The sequence below is a fragment of the Sphingobacterium sp. BIGb0116 genome (genome assembly GCF_024808035.1).
Taxonomy (GTDB): Bacteria; Bacteroidota; Bacteroidia; order Sphingobacteriales; family Sphingobacteriaceae; genus Sphingobacterium; species Sphingobacterium paramultivorum.
Map to the genome: position 1 here is coordinate 1,082,768 of NZ_JANUDT010000001.1, position 18,080 is coordinate 1,100,847.

General features: G+C 43.5%; 17 protein-coding genes and 1 riboswitch. Of the genes, 9 read left to right on the plus strand and 8 right to left on the minus strand.

Annotated elements, in window-relative coordinates:
• Positions 1–2: 2 nt before the first annotated feature.
• Complete coding sequence (locus M2419_RS04545; protein WP_259254348.1) at positions 3–2,294, minus strand: xanthine dehydrogenase family protein molybdopterin-binding subunit; 2,292 nt, start codon at positions 2,292–2,294, stop codon at positions 3–5.
• Between the two features lie 23 nt (positions 2,295–2,317).
• Entirely contained in the window at positions 2,318–2,788 is a 471-nt protein-coding gene (locus tag M2419_RS04550; RefSeq protein ID WP_182331014.1) for a (2Fe-2S)-binding protein, read from the minus strand.
• 272 nt (positions 2,789–3,060) lie between these two features.
• Here M2419_RS04550 and M2419_RS04555 point away from each other — a divergent pair, with 272 nt between their 5' ends.
• From M2419_RS04555 to moaCB, 8 genes are all read left to right on the plus strand, one after another.
• The gene (locus M2419_RS04555) at positions 3,061–4,191 is read left to right on the plus strand and encodes an XdhC family protein (RefSeq protein ID WP_182331013.1); all 1,131 of its coding nucleotides are present in this window, start codon (positions 3,061–3,063) and stop codon (positions 4,189–4,191) included.
• Between the two features lie 8 nt (positions 4,192–4,199).
• Entirely contained in the window at positions 4,200–5,180 is a 981-nt protein-coding gene (gene moaA / locus M2419_RS04560) for a GTP 3',8-cyclase MoaA (protein ID WP_259254349.1), read from the plus strand.
• Positions 5,177–6,946: a gephyrin-like molybdotransferase Glp gene (glp, locus tag M2419_RS04565; RefSeq protein ID WP_259254350.1), complete on the plus strand. Its 1,770-nt coding sequence runs from the start codon at positions 5,177–5,179 to the stop codon at positions 6,944–6,946. Before moaA ends, glp begins: the two co-directional genes overlap by 4 nt.
• Before the next feature lie 7 nt (positions 6,947–6,953).
• The gene (locus M2419_RS04570; RefSeq protein WP_182331011.1) at positions 6,954–7,688 is read left to right on the plus strand and encodes a sulfite exporter TauE/SafE family protein; all 735 of its coding nucleotides are present in this window, start codon (positions 6,954–6,956) and stop codon (positions 7,686–7,688) included.
• Between the two features lie 134 nt (positions 7,689–7,822).
• Positions 7,823–8,050, plus strand: coding sequence for a MoaD/ThiS family protein (locus tag M2419_RS04575; protein ID WP_172840724.1), 228 nt, complete (start codon positions 7,823–7,825; stop codon positions 8,048–8,050).
• A 3-nt stretch (positions 8,051–8,053) separates the two neighbouring features.
• Positions 8,054–9,160 (plus strand): HesA/MoeB/ThiF family protein, encoded by a 1,107-nt coding sequence (locus M2419_RS04580; RefSeq protein WP_259254353.1) that lies wholly within the window; start codon positions 8,054–8,056, stop codon positions 9,158–9,160.
• Positions 9,153–9,593, plus strand: a complete 441-nt coding sequence (locus M2419_RS04585; RefSeq protein WP_259254354.1) for a molybdenum cofactor biosynthesis protein MoaE — start codon at positions 9,153–9,155, stop codon at positions 9,591–9,593. Before M2419_RS04580 ends, M2419_RS04585 begins: the two co-directional genes overlap by 8 nt.
• A gap of 1 nt (position 9,594) precedes the next feature.
• Positions 9,595–10,503 carry a bifunctional molybdenum cofactor biosynthesis protein MoaC/MoaB gene (moaCB, locus tag M2419_RS04590; protein WP_259254355.1) on the plus strand — a complete coding sequence of 303 codons (909 nt, stop codon included), beginning with the start codon at positions 9,595–9,597 and terminating at the stop codon, positions 10,501–10,503.
• On the opposite strand, the gene M2419_RS04595 is transcribed toward moaCB, so the two are convergent.
• Positions 10,500–11,642: a cysteine desulfurase family protein gene (locus M2419_RS04595; protein ID WP_259254356.1), complete on the minus strand. Its 1,143-nt coding sequence runs from the start codon at positions 11,640–11,642 to the stop codon at positions 10,500–10,502. The two genes, moaCB and M2419_RS04595, sit on opposite strands and share 4 nt — an antisense overlap.
• A gap of 280 nt (positions 11,643–11,922) precedes the next feature.
• Here M2419_RS04595 and M2419_RS04600 point away from each other — a divergent pair, with 280 nt between their 5' ends.
• Positions 11,923–12,132, plus strand: coding sequence for a VOC family protein (locus tag M2419_RS04600; protein ID WP_409049501.1), 210 nt, complete (start codon positions 11,923–11,925; stop codon positions 12,130–12,132).
• 299 nt (positions 12,133–12,431) lie between these two features.
• Here M2419_RS04600 and epsC read toward each other — a convergent pair whose 3' ends face one another.
• The 5 genes from epsC to M2419_RS04625 all read right to left on the minus strand — a co-directional run bounded on the left by epsC (position 12,432) and on the right by M2419_RS04625 (position 18,050).
• The gene (gene epsC / locus M2419_RS04605; protein WP_046675172.1) at positions 12,432–13,241 is read right to left on the minus strand and encodes a serine O-acetyltransferase EpsC; all 810 of its coding nucleotides are present in this window, start codon (positions 13,239–13,241) and stop codon (positions 12,432–12,434) included.
• Between the two features lie 80 nt (positions 13,242–13,321).
• Positions 13,322–15,040, minus strand: coding sequence for a family 2A encapsulin nanocompartment cargo protein cysteine desulfurase (locus M2419_RS04610; protein ID WP_182331006.1), 1,719 nt, complete (start codon positions 15,038–15,040; stop codon positions 13,322–13,324).
• 23 nt (positions 15,041–15,063) lie between these two features.
• Positions 15,064–15,987, minus strand: a complete 924-nt coding sequence (locus tag M2419_RS04615) for a family 2A encapsulin nanocompartment shell protein (RefSeq protein WP_182331005.1) — start codon at positions 15,985–15,987, stop codon at positions 15,064–15,066.
• A gap of 188 nt (positions 15,988–16,175) precedes the next feature.
• The gene (locus M2419_RS04620) at positions 16,176–16,439 is read right to left on the minus strand and encodes a 5-oxoprolinase (protein ID WP_182331004.1); all 264 of its coding nucleotides are present in this window, start codon (positions 16,437–16,439) and stop codon (positions 16,176–16,178) included.
• A gap of 34 nt (positions 16,440–16,473) precedes the next feature.
• Positions 16,474–16,567, minus strand: a riboswitch (SAM-I-IV-variant riboswitch).
• A 226-nt stretch (positions 16,568–16,793) separates the two neighbouring features.
• Entirely contained in the window at positions 16,794–18,050 is a 1,257-nt protein-coding gene (locus M2419_RS04625) for a YeiH family protein (RefSeq protein WP_259254358.1), read from the minus strand.
• Between the last annotated feature and the right edge of the window lie 30 nt (positions 18,051–18,080).

Here is an 18,080-nt window from a genome sequence, read left to right on the forward strand (position 1 = left end):
GTTTAAATACTTAGATCAATTGGCAAGGTGTAGATCCGCTTCCCTGTTGCCGCATAAATCGCATTACAGAGTGCCGGTGTAAATGGCGGTACAGGAGGCTCTCCTACTCCGGTCGGTTTTGCGTCGCTATCGATAATATCCACATGGATCTGTTTTGGGGAATCGGGCATTCGAATAATCTGATACCCGTCAAAATTACCCTGCTCTACCTGACCATCTTTTACCGTGATCGTGCTTTTGAGTGCCAGACTTGCGGAAAATTGTGCGCCACCTTCAAATTGCGATTTGATACGGTCTACATTGACGGCTAATCCGCAGTCCACCACATAGTAGACATTGGGAATACTGATTTTCTTGTTCTGATCCACATTGACCTCTACCACACAGGCAACGCAGGTTAAGAAGCTTTTATGTGCCGCAAAGCCAAATGCAGTACCTGCTGGCATGGATTTACCCCATCCGGAAAGCTTGGCTACGCGCTCGATCACCTTTTTCATGCGTGCTGTATCCCAAGGGTAATCTTCGATCTTTTCGCCATAATTGGGATAGCTTGTCTTGATCAGTTCCTGCTCAAAGGTAATGTGGCGGTCTTCACCTAGTAGCTCCAGGGCATTCGAAACGGCATCCATTCCTCTTGCTTCAGCAATTTCATCGAGCATTGTCGCAGCGGCAAAAACCTGTGGAATATTACGGACAGACCTCAACCAGCCAATCCGCAGATGGGCTTTAGCATCATGCGTAGCAATATTTATTGCTGGAACATTGTAAGGGAAATCTGAAGCTCCCAACATTAACTCGCCGTCACTGGGCTGTACCACTGATAAATCCTCTGTCGCAGAGATAGACGGATTAGCAATATGATGGGCCCAGCCACTCAATTTATTTTGGCTGTCGATGGTGGCGACAATACGCTGTACACTCATGGCGTGGTAGTAGTCATGACGAATATCATCCTCACGTGTCCACTGAACCTTGATCGGCAGACCAGATTCTTTGGCCAATATAGCTGCCTCCAGGATAAAGTCAGGCTTTGACTTTCTACCAAAACCGCCACCCAAGAGGGTTACGTTCATTTTCACCTTCTCCACTGCCATACCCAGTTCGGTGGCAACCGCATCACGTGCGCCCTGCGGATTCTGTGTACAGGCCCACACTTCGCAGCTTCCGTTTTTCACGACAGCCAAAGCACAGGGTGGCTCAATGGTTGCATGAGCCAGGTAGGGAGCAATATACGTGTGTTCAATAACTTTTTTTGCATTCGCTTTTGCGGCGTTGAAATCGCCACGTTTACGACGGATTGTTCCCTCCTGTGCCACCACCTGCTTAAGTTCTTCGATCTGTTTGGCTGAATCGTAGCCGGCATTGGGGCCCATCTCCCATTCCACCTCCAGCAAGTCCCTGGCTTTTATGGCGGCCCAGGTATTTTCGGCGATGACAGCCACCCCAGCCAATGGTTTGGATAAGGTGGCTGGCAGTCCAGCACCCTTGATCGTAATCACCTTGAGAACCCCCGGCACAGCCAGGGCTTTACTGTCGTTTACGGCTTTTACTTTGCCGCCCACGACCGGGCACCGTTTAATGACCGCAATTTTCATCCCTTCGACAACGGCATCAATTCCAAACACGGCTTTTCCGGTGACAATATTGTGCAGATCAATGATCGGGGTTTCTTTGCCGATCATATTGAACTGCTGTCTGTCTTTCAGTTTCACTTCGCTGGCTTTCGGAATAGGGAGGGTTTTTGCAGTTTCTACCAGATCGCCAAAATCCTTTTTCTTGCTGGATTCCCGTTGGATAACCTGTCCATTTTTGGTATCCAATTGGTCTACGTCAACGTTCCATTCTTTGGCTGCAGCACGAAGAAGGAGTAACCGCGCTATAGCACCGGCTTCCCGCATGGGTTTATAAAACATCCTTACTGAAAAGGAACCGTCTGTGTTTTGGTTACCATATTTTTTTTCATCCCCTTCAGCCTGGATGATTTCCACCTTCGTCCAGTCGGCCCCCAATTCGTCAGCAATAATAAGGGGAAGAGACGTGCGGATACCTTGTCCCATCTCTGAACGATGTGCGACAATGGTCACTTTGCCATCTGAACCAATTGTTAAATATACATTTGGAGCCACAGTAGCCACTTTTTTACCTTTGTCATCACAGCTAAAGAAGCTTACACCCAGAACCAAGCCACCAGTAAGCAAGCCGCTGGCTTTTAAAAAGTCGCGTCTAGAAACAGTAAAAATCTCCGAATTGACCCGATCGGTTTTTCTTTTTTGAAAAGGAGCTAATATTTTCATCTTGTTTATATTTTTGATAATACCTAGCCGTTTGTAACGGGTGTACCGGCTGCTTCTAAAATGGCTGCTTTGATTCTATTATATGTACCGCAGCGACAGAGATTGCCCTGCATTGCTTGCTCGATCTCGGCTACTGAAGGTTTCGCATTTTTCTTCAAAAGAGCTGCCGCATTCATGATCTGTCCGGTTTGGCAATAGCCGCATTGGGGTACGACATATTTTTCCCAGGCCTCCTGAACAGGGTGATCACCCTCCGCTGAAAGTCCTTCGATTGTTGTAATTTTGCCCTCACCGATCGCTGAGACCGGAAATGAACAGGATCGGATTGCAGTATCGTTGAGATGTACGGTACAGGCCCCACATAGCGCTTTTCCACAACCAAACTTGGTCCCTTTAAGACCAATGATATCACGGAGTACCCAAAGCAAGGGCATATCCTCAAGCACATCAACTTCGTGCTTTTTGCCATTTACTAAAATTGAATATTTTGCCATAATCGTTGTTTTTTCTTGTTTATGTAAGCGATATTTATCGGTTTAAATGGGATAAGCTTTCTTATTTATACGCTAGCGCTCAGTTTATTCAGTGGTACAAAATCGTTATTTAAATTAATCAAATAATTATACATTTTACGGATGTTTTTACCATTATTACAGTTTTGGTGTTTTTTAACGTCTAATTCATTAAATTTGATAAACGGCATTGTATCAATATTGCTGTTGATTTAATCATTATATCCGCGTTCCACTGTCTTGCCCGTATTTGCATGAAAGAAATTAAAGACATTGTTTTAGCTGCCAGTGCAGCTGCTTCCGAAAATATCAGGATGGTGCTTGCCACTGTGGTTAAAGTTGAAGGTTCCTCCTATCGAAGACCAGGGGCCCGCATGCTGGTAACAGAAGACGGGCAAATGACGGGAGCCATCAGCGGCGGATGTCTTGAAGGAGATGCACTAAAAAAAGCGCTCTTAGCTATCCATCAACAGAAAAATCGCCTCGTCAGTTATGATACAAATACGGAGGAAGGTTCGTCAATCGGGTTACAACTGGGATGCAACGGTATAGTTCATATCCTTTTTGAATATGTAAACATGCAACGAACAGATCATCCCATCGCCTTGCTGCAACGCTTGCTTCAACAGCGTGAAGAAGGTTTGTTGATTACGTTCTTTTCTACAGACAAACAGGGGGAACAAAAAGGAACCCGCTTACTTATTAAAGATCTGAAGGAGCAGGCTTTTGCCCTAGACGCTCACTATTCGCCACTGAATGAGCATATCCAATTTGCCAAAAGGGAAGGAAAATCGGTTCTCACATCCTTTCAGGAAAATGGGCAAAGCAGTGAAGTACTCATTGAATACCTCGTTCCTACTATTCATATGGTTATTGCCGGTGCCGGTAATGATGCGCAACCTGTGGTAGAGACAGCCCATCTGCTCGGCTGGGAAATTACGGTGGTTGACGGACGTGCCAGCCATGTCAATACCGCACGCTTTCCAAGAGCTCATCAGCTTATTGCCGCACCAGCAGTTGAGATCACAGCTAAATTAAGCATAGATCCATGGACTGTTTTTGTGTTGATGACACATAACTATGCTTACGATCTCACACTCCTTAAAAACTTGATGCACACATCGACACGTTATATTGGCTCTTTGGGTCCAAAGACCAAATTACTACGCATGTTCGACGATATGCAAGAGGCTGGTGTGACCGCTACCGAAAGTCAACGAAACATTATTTACGGCCCAGTAGGACTCGATATCGGTGCCGAAACTTCCGAAGAGATCGCTATAGCAATCGTTGCAGAGATCAAGGCTGTGTTGAATAATAGGCCGGCAACTTCATTAAAGTTCCTCAAAACGAAAATACATACTGAATACCCCACAATAATTTAGAAGACATCATGCTGACGGATACATTTGGACGGATACACAACTACCTACGCATATCGCTTACCGATAATTGCAACCTCCGTTGTTTCTATTGCATGCCGGAGGAAGAGTATAGCTTTACCCCGAATGATAAATTGATGCAGGTGGACGAAATTGAGCAATTGGCTGGATTGTTTGTCGATCAAGGAATCAGCAAAATCCGCCTTACAGGAGGTGAACCCTTGGTTCGCAAGGATGCAGCCGATATTATAGCACGTTTGTCCAAACTTCCGGTTGAACTTCATATGACCACCAACGGAATCCGTATCAACGACATGTTGCCTCAGCTTGTGGACGCAAAATTCAAAAGCATCAACATCAGCCTGGACACCTTGCAACCCGGAAGGTTTTTTCAGATCACACGAAGGGATTATTTTGACCGTGTACGTGCCAATATAGACCTTTTGCTTGAACATGGAATTCATACCAAGATCAATATGGTGGTAATGAAAGGCATCAATGACGATGAGATTTTAGATTTTGTTGCATGGACAGCGAGGAAGCCGATAGAAATCCGTTTTATCGAATTTATGCCATTCAGTGGGAACAAGTGGAGCAGCAACCAGGTGTATACACAGGCCGATATTCTAGCGACTATTCAGCGGAGCTATCCCATAGAACCGATCACTGCAGGTCCACACGATACCGCTAAAGCATTTTCGATTGCCGGACACGTTGGGCGTATTGCTATTATAAGTACAATGACGGCCCCTTTTTGCGCAGGATGTAACCGGATACGGCTTACAGCAGATGGAAAACTCAAAAATTGCCTATTCTCTACAGGTGAAACCGATCTGTTGACAGCATTACGCGCAGGTGATGAAGTGCTTCCATTGATCCAGGCTACCATTAGCGCCAAAGCAAAGGAATTGGGGGGACAATTAACAACAGATTTTGAACATATAGACACCGATTTTCTCAAGAATCGGAGTATGATAACGATTGGTGGATGATAAAGCAAACAGGTATAGTCATATTGGCGGCCGGAAATTCTTCGCGGCTCGGCCTCCCGAAGCAGCTGCTCGAGTTTGAAGGTGAGACTTTATTGCGCCGTATCAGCAGGGAAGCGCTGGCGATACCTAATGCCAAGGTATCTGTCGTGATAGGTGCTTATCCCGACCCTATCAACACAGCTCTGAAGGACAGTAATGTCGCTGTGGTAATCAATCCACATTGGACAACAGGAATGTCTACCTCTATTGGTGTAGGCTTAAGGGATCTGCTAAAACATCATCCCAATCTGGATCGTTGTATAATCAGTCTATGCGATCAGCCTTTCGTAGACCGACATGTCTTTCAGCAGCTTATTCAATTGGCCGATAGTACTGATAAAGGTATTGTAGCAACCGGTTTTTCAGGAATATGGGGCGCTCCGGTACTTTTTGACAGAAAATATTTTGAGCATCTGATGTGTCTGGAGGGACAACAGGGGGCTAAAAAAGTAGCCGAGCAATTTCCCGAAGATCGTGTCGTATTTTCTTATGAGGACGCAAAGTATGATATCGATACACAAGACGATTATTTCAATCTCCCCCATCAGTTTATCAGTGTTCAGCAGGCTAAAGATATTATCCATCACCATCTGCCTGCGCCAAAACAGATACAGCTCCCCCTCGAGGAAGCCTTAGGCTATACCTTGGCCCAAACTGTTATTGCTGAGCAGTCAATTCCTGCTTTTCCCCAGTCATCGATGGATGGCTATGCCATTCGATATAGCGACAAAGAGCGGGAACTTCCTGTCGTGGACAAAATTCCTGCAGGCACCACGGTCGAAAAAATATTGACAGAAGGACAGGCAATGCGCATTTATACCGGAGCCCCTCTGCCTCAAGGCGCAGATACAGTAGTGATGCAGGAAAAAGTAGATTTGAGCGATGCAAATACAATCCAGATTCGCGATGAAGCTCTCCAATTGGGGGACAATGTACGCCCCCAAGGGTCAGAAGTGCAGGCTCACAGCATCGCCATGCTTACAGGAACAACATTGACTCCGGCTGCTATTGGCTATCTCGCAGGCATCGGATGCAGGGATGTTCTTGTTACCGCGCCACCACGAATACAACTTATTCTCACCGGAGACGAACTGAAACCTATTGGTACGAAACTTGGATATGGAGAAGTTTATGAGTCTAACTCCTATCAGCTTAAAGCTGCATTGCAGCAGCAAGGCATACTACATGTTGAAAGTCGTCATGTGCCGGATGACAGAAGCCAACTCCAGGCAGCTTTAGAGCATGCATTGGATGAAGCGGATATGGTTCTTTTAGTTGGTGGTGTCAGCGTGGGCGACTATGACTATGTCGTGGATGTGGCTAAGGCCTACGGTATTAAACAGCGTTTTCATCGTATCCGTCAAAAACCGGGAAAACCACTCTTTTTTGGCACACAAAATGAAAAGCTGGTGTTTGGGCTACCGGGCAATCCGTCCTCAGCCCTAACCTGTTTTTACCTCTATGTGGCGCCTGCATTGGAACGTATGATGCAGCTTCCGCAACGAACACGTTCCATCAAAACCCATACAACACATGCTTATAGTAAAAAGCCCGGTTTAACTCATTTCCTTAAGGCACGATACGATGGACATGCTGTTGAACCTTTACACGCGCAAGAATCTTATCGCCTCCAATCGTACGCACAGGCCAATTGCCTGCTGATTCTCGAAGAGGATAGCAATGGTTGTGCCGCTGGCGATGAAGTTTTTATCCATCTTTTAACCTAATCGAGCCATGCAATTTGAGCTTTTTTATTTTTTTCTTTTTATTCTGGCTTTTCTTTACGCATCGGTTGGGCACGGCGGTGCAAGTGGCTATCTGGCATTGATGGCACTCTATGGAATTGCGCCGCAGGAAATGAAACCTACAGCACTGGTGCTTAACCTCTTTGTTTCTTTAACATCCTTTATACAGTATTATAGGGGGCATTATTTCAAACGAAATCTGTTTTTGATGGTCGCCATTGCCTCTGTTCCCATGGCTTTTATAGGCGGCATGATCACCTTGGAAGATCATTTGTACAAGAGGTTGCTGGGGCTACTGCTGCTTTTTCCTATTTTTCGATTTTTCTTTTTTAAGAGCCCTGCCGAAGATGAGCTCAAACCGTACAACAGTTTTGGTGCACTGGTAATTGGTGGCATTGTGGGACTACTTTCAGGCATGATCGGTATTGGCGGCGGAATTATCCTCTCCCCTTTTCTGATCCTGCTTAAATGGACCGATCAAAAACAAACTGCGGCTATCAGTGCTGCATTTATTTTTGTAAATTCATTGTCGGGACTTGGTGGTATGCTCACAAAAAGTATTTCGTTCAATGCCCATATGTGGGGATACGTTGTGGTAGCTTTCCTTGGAGGTCTACTCGGAGCCTATCTTGGATCAAAAAAATTAAAACAGGATGCGCTGAAGTATGTACTCGCTACAGTTCTTTTGGTTGCAGCCTATAAATTATTGTTTACATCAGCTTAATAAATTTTAAAAAAATAGGACTGATCTATTTATCCAAATCGGATAACATAAAGAAAGCGAACAAGTCTTTCAATTGTGAGATAAGCAAAGTAGGATGAAAAGAGGCGAAACTTTGATAAAAAATGAATGAAAAAATGAAAGTTCACGTAAAGACCTTTGGCTCCTTGACCGATATATTGGCAAAGGAATTTTATATAACAGCTAACGATACAACAGAGTTATTGGCAACATTATCGCGCGACCATGCCGAATTGGCACAGCGCAGCTTATTGATAGCCGTAAACAATACTATTATTAAGACACCGGTAACATTTCAGGAAAATGATATTGTTGCCTTAATGCCACCCTATTCAGGAGGATAAGCGATGCGGAATGAACGGTATTCGAGGCATTATGTCCTCCCCGGTTTTGGTGAATTAGGCCAACAAAAGCTGCAAGCTGCCCGCGTACTGGTCGTTGGCGCTGGCGGGCTTGGCTGCCCTGTACTCCAATATCTGGCAGCAGCAGGGGTTGGAACCCTCGGTATTATTGACCATGATCATGTGGGGCTGAGCAACCTGCACCGTCAGGTTCTGTATGATACCAACGACATCGGCCGAGCTAAAGCTGAGGTAGCAGCGGGTAAGCTCAGGCTGCAGAATCCTGAAATTGAGATCCGCTATTGGGCGGAACAACTGCATTCGAATAATGTCGCCGACCTGATCAGTTCGTACGACCTGATCATGGATTGTACAGATAATTTTGCTGCACGATATCTACTTTGCGATGCTTGCCGTTTATTGGATAAACCGTTGATTTTTGCTGCAATCTATCAATATGAGGGACAGGTAGCTGTATTCAATGTGGCCGACAAAGAAGGCATAAAGACAAATTATCGGCATTTATTCCCTACAGCCCCAACCACCTTGGAAGCTCCCGACTGCAATGTAGCGGGGGTATTGGGTGTATTGCCCGGTATGATCGGAATATTACAAGCAACAGAAGCCATCAAGCTATTAACCGGCATCGGTACCGCCTTGATCAATAAATTAATGACGGTCAATATGCTTGATAATAGCAGTTATATCTTTGAAATCCCCTTTGCGGCATCCGCAGAAACCATTTATCCACAAACTTTAGCTGAGTTGAGTACGTTTAACTATGAGCAATACTGTGCTTCGGAGAGCCAATTTATACAGGCCATAGATGCACAAGAGTTTGTTGAAATGTGGTCCGCAGAGGATGTTGTGCTTGTCGATGTACGCGATCCAAATGAACTTCCGCGTCTGTCCCAGCCACATCTATCCATTCCGCTTTCAACATTACCTGCACAAATCAAAAATATCGATAATACACGCGTTGTTTTTATCTGTCAGAGCGGAAAACGGAGCCTATTGGCTGCCCAGTACTTTTACGAACAGACAGATGCCGGACAACAAATATTCCATCTGGACGGCGGCATGATCGCCTTAGAAAACTATATAAATGACTAAACAAAAAAACGACATATTTTTTCAAGGACCAATTCCGGCCACTTTGGTTGCGGAAGCTATCTCAAAGCACCATAATAAACCTGAAATTGGTGCACATAGCATCTTCCTGGGACAGATCAGGGCTGATCAGATCGATGGGAAGGCCGTAAAATCTATTGATTATACGACAAACCGGGAACTGGCCCTACTTAAAATGGCGGAGATCCGCGAAGCAGTGCTTGATAAGTATCCATTAGCCTGTATGCATGTTTATCATAGCGAAGGCGAAGTACAGGTTGGCGAAATTTGCTTCTTTGTATTCACGTCGTCAGCACACAGGCGTGCAGCGATGGATGCTTGTGACGAACTTGTTGAACGCATAAAAAAAGAAATGCCCATTTGGGGTAAAGAATTATTTGAAGACGATACGCATCAATGGAAAATTAATAGATAATATGGTTGATATTACACATAAAAGTGCGACGCTGAGGAAGGCAATAGCAATGGCCACGGTACTTGTCTCTTCTGAGAATACCGTCAGGCTTATTGAACAGCGACAGGTTCCGAAAGGCGACATATTTGAATTTGCACGTGCCTCTGCATTACTTGCGATCAAGAAAACTGGCGATATGATCCCTGATTGTCACCCTTTGCCGGTAGAATATGCTGCGATCCGCTATACCCTATCGGACTTACAAATTCATATTGAAGTTGAAGTACATACGATCTATAAAACTGGTGTGGAGGTTGAAGCTATGCACGGCGCCTCTGTTGCAGCGCTCGTTATTTATGATATGCTTAAGCCCATAGACAAACAGGTGGAGATAGGTGGTATCCGATTACTTGAGAAAAAAGGCGGTAAGAGCAATGAATCCTTGCCTTGGGTCGCAGTGCTTAAAGCTGCAGTCGTGGTTTGTAGCGATTCGGTAACCCGAGGAGAAAAAGAAGATATCTCAGGCAGGCTTCTGTGCGATCTTTTGGAAAAGCAAGGCTTGCACGATATTGCCTATGCGGTAATTGCTGACGAAACGAGTGCAGTACAAGAACGTGTGGAACACTATGGGCACGCTGGTATAGATCTTCTGGTATTTACGGGAGGCACAGGACTCTCGGACAGAGATATTACGCCAGATGCTGTGGCACCATATATTACCAAAGATATTCCCGGAATTATGGAAACGGCAAGACAATACGGGCAGCAGCGTGTTAAAACAGCCATGTTATCACGAGGTATTTCAGGATTTGCCGATCGCATGTTGGTACTTACCCTGCCCGGATCACCGAATGGTGTACGCGAAAGTATAGGCGCATTATTTCCACAGGTGCTGCATGTCTTTGAAGTGAGGGAAAACCTTGGACATTAAGTCCTCAGCTTTTCGACAAGCTGTTTGATCCGCATAATGGTCTGGCTGATTTCCACTTCACGCGTAAATCGGCCCAGACTAAATCGAATGGACGATAAGGCATCCAAATCTGACAACCCCATAGCCTTAAGCACATGTGAGGGCCTTGAGGTGACTGCAGAACAGGCCGAACCGCTGGATACCGAAATTGTTCCTAACTTGGTAATCAGCTGCTCTGAAAGCACACCTGTAAAACAGATATTCGTCGTGTTGAATAACCGATGGGATGTACTTCCATTTATAAATGTATCTGGTATAGTAAGAAGTTCGCTTTCAAGATAATCTCGGAGCTGTTCTACACGGGATTGATCTATTGTTAAATCTTCGAGTGCGATTCGCAAAGCAGCAGCCATCCCAATGATACCGGTTGTATTGACAGTTCCGCTGCGCCAGCCCTGTTGCTGTCCGCCGCCATGGATTTGAGGTATCAAATGCTCTTTAACCCGACTGGCGATATACAGTCCCCCGATACCCTTGGGTCCATAAAATTTGTGTGCTGAAAAAGCCAAAAAATCAACATCAAGGTGCTGGAGGCTTATGTCCATTTTCCCAACCGCCTGTGTTGCATCACAAAGAACAAATGCATGGCCCTGATGCGCTATTTCACTGATCTGTTTTATCGGTAAGATAATACCCGTTTCATTATTCACCAGCATGGTACAAATTAACAGCGTATCTTCGCGAATACTTTCCTTAAGTAATCTGAGATCGAGCATGCCTTGAGGATCTACCTTTAAATAGGAAACTTCAAATCCCAATCGCTCCATAAAAGCGCAGCTATCCAAAACAGCTTGGTGCTCTGTGGAAATGCTGATAATATGTTTTCTGGACGAAAACTGGAGTCCTTTTAGGACCAGGTTAATTGATTCTGTAGCACCCGAAGTGAAAATGATATTCTTGGGTTGCATACCCAGTCTATCAGCGATATCTTCGCTCGCCTGATCCATCGCATCCTGTATGGTTAAACTAAATAGATGTGCCCCACTTGGATTGGCATACTCCGTTCTAAAAAATGGAAGCATTTCATTTAAAACACGCTCATCTACCGGGGTGGTCGCATTATAGTCAAGATAGATAAAGTTTGAATTTATACTGTCCATTTATTTAATATTTATTGATAGTTGTGGTTAATAACAAAGTAGCCAATAGTGTTCCAATTTTTTTCATTATTTAAAGTTAACTTTTTTATAATTGTTTCCTTTTTCAAAACAGTCAGAAAACCTCTTGTCTTGAATAAAAGTCTAATCTGTAAGCATGTACAGGAATGCTATACCATATTCACATTTATCTGAGATACTATTGCCAGTGATGATATAATTTCTGGTAACTATCGGGATCAATGCCGGACCGATATTCAAATTTAACGAGGCTATTTCGCTGATGATCCCCTGCAAAGACCAGACTGAAATAGACTACTATTGGGAAGCACTCACATCGGATGGAGGACAGGAGAGCGTTTGCGGATGGCTGAAAGACAAATACGGATTAAGCTGGCAGGTTTGTCCTGAAAATTGGGCGGAACTCAACAAAAGACCGAGTGCATTCAAAAAAATGATGGGAATGAAAAAGATCATTATTGCGGATTTCTAAACAGAATAAAGATGGTTGAAAAAGTCCATAGGTAAAAAATGGTCTCATTATTATAAATTTCAATTTAAATACAGAGGTAACAAAAAAAAGACTACTAAAAAGGTAGTTTTTTTTGAATTTGTGATTCTTTATAATTATCTTTGACTATCATAAAATTTTTAGGTTTATAATTGGTTATTTAAGGTTTTCATTCTCCCCGTTTGAAAACCTTTTTTGTTTTAAAAGTACTTAATCAATGGTATACACTATTTCAGCAAATCCATATCGTCGATTACATCGGATAGATTTACAAAAAAGTCTCAGCGATCAACTTTTGAATGGATAAATTGTATTTGTGGTTTATGGAACACAGTTGTGTCTGGTGGTACGCTGCTTGTTATCCAGACGTTTCCCCCAATCACCGAATGATGTCCAATACGAGTATTCCCACCCAAAATTGTTGCTCCCGCATAAATAATTACGTGATCTTCAATAATCGGATGTCTTCGCTGACCGGCTAAAACCTTGTCAACACTAAGGGCACCTAAAGTAACCCCCTGATACAGCTTTACGTGATCGCCGATAACCGCAGTTTCGCCTATAACCAGACCCGTTCCATGATCGATATGAAAGTGACGCCCAATGGTCGCTCCCGGATGGATATCTATGCCTGTACGTTCATGCGCATACTCGGTCAAAATACGGGGGAACAAGGGTACCCGATCTAACCAGAGCTGATGTGCCATGCGATACATGCAAATCGCAAGAAACCCTGGATAAGTACGTATGACCTCACTTAGATTGTTGGCAGCGGGATCGCCATCCAGCATAGCCTGAGCATCTTCAAGCATCAGATGATAGATATGCGGGAGGTTTTCAAAAAAACGTTGGACAATTTCGCGATGATCACAGCCTATACAGTCTTTACTGTTCAGCAAAAGATCATATAGCTCATTTTCCAAAATTGTAAAAGTTGCTTTAACGGCCTCTACCGTAAGCAGCTTTTTCGAATTACGTTCTGGAAACATAAGCCGAAATACATCTCTTGCCCATTCCCAGATACGAACGTTGCTGGGCATATCATGCGCAGCCTGTTGTCTGGCAAATAAAGTGCTATAAAATTTTTCCATTTCTTTTTTTTTATACTGATATCCTGAAAAAAAGCTGGCAGCTAAACGATCCCCCTAACCGCCAGCTGCCATACTTTTAATTAGTAAAATCGTTTGTTTCGACTGACCAATCTCTCCACCGTCAACGCGAGGAGATCGATCTCCTGATGTGTATTGTAGAAGGCAAGGGAGGGTCTTACCGACGAGTCATACCCCAGTCTCCTCAGGATTGGCTGTGCACAGTGATGACCTGTCCGAACGGCTATACCGACTTCATTCAATGCCTGACCGACTTCGCTGTTGCTGTATCCTGAAAGGGTAAAGGAAAGTACACTGGTTTTTTCTGTCGCTGTACCGATCAAAGTAACCCCGGCGATCTGTTTCAACGACCGGGTCGCATAATCCAATAGATCATGCTCGTAGTGATAGATGTTATCAATGCCGATAGCCTGCACATATCGGATTGCAGCCCCCAGGCCAACAGCATCGGCAATATTGCCAGTACCGGCTTCAAAACGATTGGGCACAGCATGAAATTCTGTTTTTTCAAAAGAGACATCTCGGATCATGTTTCCTCCACTTTGGTAAGGCTGGGTATTGTTTAGGATGTCTTCTTTGCCATAGAGCACGCCGATTCCTGTCGGGCCAAATATTTTATGTCCAGAAAACACAAAGAAATCGGGATTTAGGTATTGGAGATCTATCGCGATATGGGAGACCGACTGAGCCCCGTCCAACAGTACTTTGGCCCCTACACGATGTGCCGAATCAATAATGGCTTTTGCCGGTGTTATTGTACCCAGTGCATTACTGACATGAGTAAAAGAGACTAATTTCGTCCGGGAACTGAGCAGTTTGCTATACTCATCAAAAAGCAAATTTCCCTGCTCATCAACAGGGATTACCCGGATCTTAAAACCTTTCTTTTGACTCAATTGCTGCCAGGGAACTATATTGGCATGATGTTCCAGATAGCTAATTATAATCTCATCATCTGGGCCTAAATGCTGGTCTCCCCAACTATTGGCAACAAGGTTGATAGATTCGGTCGTGCCACGCGTAAATATAATTTCATTGGGTGAACTTGCATTTAGAAAGTTTTTAATGACATTTCGCGATTCTTCGTACGCATCTGTAGCACGTGCAGCAAGTTCATGTGCAGCACGGTGTATATTGGAATTTTCAGTCTTATAAAAGCGCGATATCCTATCGATAACCACTTGTGGTTTTTGAGTCGTCGCGGCATTGTCCAGCCAAACAAGTGGCCTTCCACCCACAGTTTCTTGCAGAATAGGAAAGTCGCGACGAATTGACTGAACGTCAAAACGGGGTTTCAACGTATCGAAAGGCAAGGAAGACGTATTTTCAAAGGCAGCCCCCGACTTTATGAAATAGAATGAATTGGCACTATCGGCCAGTGGTATCTGGGCAGTATGTTTAAAACCACTTAATTGCTGCAATGCTCCTCTTAGTGTGTCAAGTGGCTTTTCATGCGTTTCTGCAAAGGGTAATTTATTGACCTGTGGTTCTATATCAACACCCGTAGCAGGAGGAAGAACTGGGTTGTAAATACCTGGCTGCCTGCCATTCCCAGCTACAGGGATAGTAGCATTTCCCCTATGAAAACTTGGATCATGAAAACCGATCGCTGGATCTTCTAACCGGAATTCTCTCAGTTCAGGATTAGAGCCCGGTTTTTCAGCATGGATTTCATGTCGGGGAAGATCCCGAGATACGAGGTTTTCCGTTGGAACTGCCTTAAAATACTTATTTGCTTCTTCCGTTAGAAATCTTTCGAAATCAATATCTAAATGAGACATAGTAAAATTTTTTAAGGAATGATTTATTTATAATTGTAGCTGTGGTATTGTGTGATGTCAACATCGTCCAATACAGCCACAGCATCGTCTACGAGAATGACCAGTGAACAATATAAAGATATCAGGTAAGAGGCAATGGCTTTATCATTGATTCCAGTAAACTTGATGGATAGGCCCGGCGTTTGTTCACCCGGTAAGTTAGGCTGATAAAGACCGATTACTCCCTGACGTGCTTCTCCTGTGCGGATTAACAGAATTTTGGTCTTCCCATTTACAATAGGCACTTTATCACTGGGAATCAATGGGATGCCGCGCCAGGTTAAAAACTGTGAACCGAAAAGTGACACCGTGGGTGGTGGGACACCACGACGTGTACATTCGCGCCCAAAGGCCGCAATGGTGAGGGGATGAAGCAGAAAAAATCCAGGCTGCTTCCATACCTTTGTGATCAATTCGTCCAGGTCATCGGGTGTAGGAGCTCCAGATCTGGTCTTAATAATCTGTTTGGACGCGACATTGCTCAAGATTCCGTAATCAGTATTGTTGATGAGCTCACTCTCCTGCCTTTCTTTAATTTTCTCAATTGCCAAACGTAACTGCTCACTGATCTGATTATAGGGCTTGCTGTAGAGATCAGAAACCCGCGTATGTACGTCTATCAGTGTATTGACCGCGTTTAAATTATACTCCCGTGGACTTTCGTCATAATCAACAAATGTATGTGGTAAAACACTCTCATCACGTCTGGAACAGTCTACCTGGATACTGTCTTCGCCGACAACTTTGTTTAAGCGAAACACGCCCGATTCCACAGGTGTCCATTGCAATAAGTGTACTAGCCATCGGGGTGAGATACTTTCAAGTTGTGGAACGGTTCTGGTGGCAATTGCCAGGTGTCGTGCAGCGACATCGCCCAAGGCGGTCTGTTGTGTTGGTTTTTCACTCATATTGTAAAAGTTTAATGAAATTTGGAATAGATTAAGAACACCTGAAAAAGAGTGTAAATTCGATAGTAGACTCTTTTTTAAAAGAAGGATAGAAAGTCTATCTTAATTTTAGAGCAGACTTTTCAGTCTGCCCCTCATTATTTAGTTTAATAAATCAATTAGAAAGGTCGTAATAAGTACTTTAATTCTTAAGCAATCGGCACAAGCCTATTGTCCTCCAATCTCACCGCAACTTGTTTTACCGATGTAAAACCGTCTTCTCTCGAAACAATACTTGATAGATCAAGACCCTTTTTGGAAAGGGTGCTTAACAGAGCGGCCCGAAATATGGCTTTGGATGATCCCCACCCCCGGCCCGACACCGTATCATTATTAAATTGGATTAATTCGTTAATCGAATAATGAATAAGCGTTTCAGATAAGTGTTCATAAAGACTTTTTGTTGTTGCCATACAATTTAAAAATTTAAAGGGTTAAACTATAAATTGTATTCAGTTTTTTTGGCCGAAACCCATATTATTTAACCACCGTGGTAATTCTACTCGGTTGGTATCGCGCGATGCAATTCTGAATACTCTATAAAGTTAGTAGATTTTATTTAAATATCCATATCTTTTTGAAAATAAAAGTTTTATTTACTTCCCCCGAGTCAATTATTCGTTCTATCCCTCCTATTCTGTTAACCGTTGTATGCATCAAGGGTTATTATTTATGTGCGGAAATATTTTTGAGATAAAAATCAATAGACCACAAGAAATACCCGAGAAACATGAATGCAACAACATGGAAAAAAGTAGCACTAAAATTTACCTAAATAACAGTATGGCGATTACCAATGTGAGCATGATATTGAAAGTCTGTGCGATCAGAAATGCATACAATGGCTTCTTATTATTATGTACAAACAGTTCTTTAAAATTCGTTTCCAGACCTATCGATGTAAAAGCCAGTGCAAACCACAAGCCTTGTATACTTTTTAATTCTGCTTTAACACTATTGATTTGCTCAGCGTTAATTACAAAAGAAAATAGCAAAGATGCAAAGACAAAACCCAGGACAAATTTCGGAAAACGCTCCCAAATAATTTTTAATGTAGGTTTCTCCGCATTTTCTGCACTTTTGGAATGCGAATATGTCCAATAAATACTGATAGCAAAGGCGGCAATGCCAAGTAAGACATTTTGAGAAAATTTTACTATAGTACTAATTTTTAACGCTTCCTCACCTACCAGCGAACCGGAAGCAACGACTGCTCCAGTGGTATCGATACTCCCTCCCAGCCAGGCTCCGGTAACTTCTTGCGATAAGCCCATCCATGCTGCAAAGTAAGGCATTAAAATCATCATGGGGATCGCAGTAATCAAAACAAGAGAAACAACATAAGATAGCTTTTTAGGATCTCCTTTAATGGCTCCAGATGTAGCAATAGCCGCCGATACACCACAAATTGAAACAGCCGACGAAAGCATCAACGCCATTTCCTGATCCACTTTCAATTTCCTACAAAGCCAAAATGCAAAATACCACACTGACAATACAACGACCAAAGCCTGAATAAGCCCTAAAGTTCCAGCTTTTAATATCTCGCCAAATATAACCGTTGTTCCTAATAGCACTAAGCCAATTTTCACATATAATTCTGTAGAAAGTGCTTCTTTGAACCAGGAGGGCAGCTTGAACAAGTTGCTGATCAGCAAACCAATACCCATGCTAAAAATAACAGCTTCCAGATTATACTCCTTTACCGTACTATTGCCAGCTAAAACCAATGCGAGTATCGTTAATACAAAGATGAAAGGAAAAACGACTAAAAGTGACTTTAACGGTTTTCTTAATAGTACGGCCCCAACAAGAGCAGTAACAAAGACCAACAAAAATTGGACGCCGATCGCCAAAAGATTCTCAGGAGACAGGACTTTTGCAGAAAGATCTGCCGCCGAATTCCACGAAAAACTTGGGCTAGGTACGATGATACCAAAGAGTGCTGAAAAAATTAGAGCTAATCCGAGGATGACGACTGTCCAGTCCTCGCTAATAATGGCTCTTGATTTGGAAGATGACATAATACTATATAGTTAAGTTTTTTTAAATTG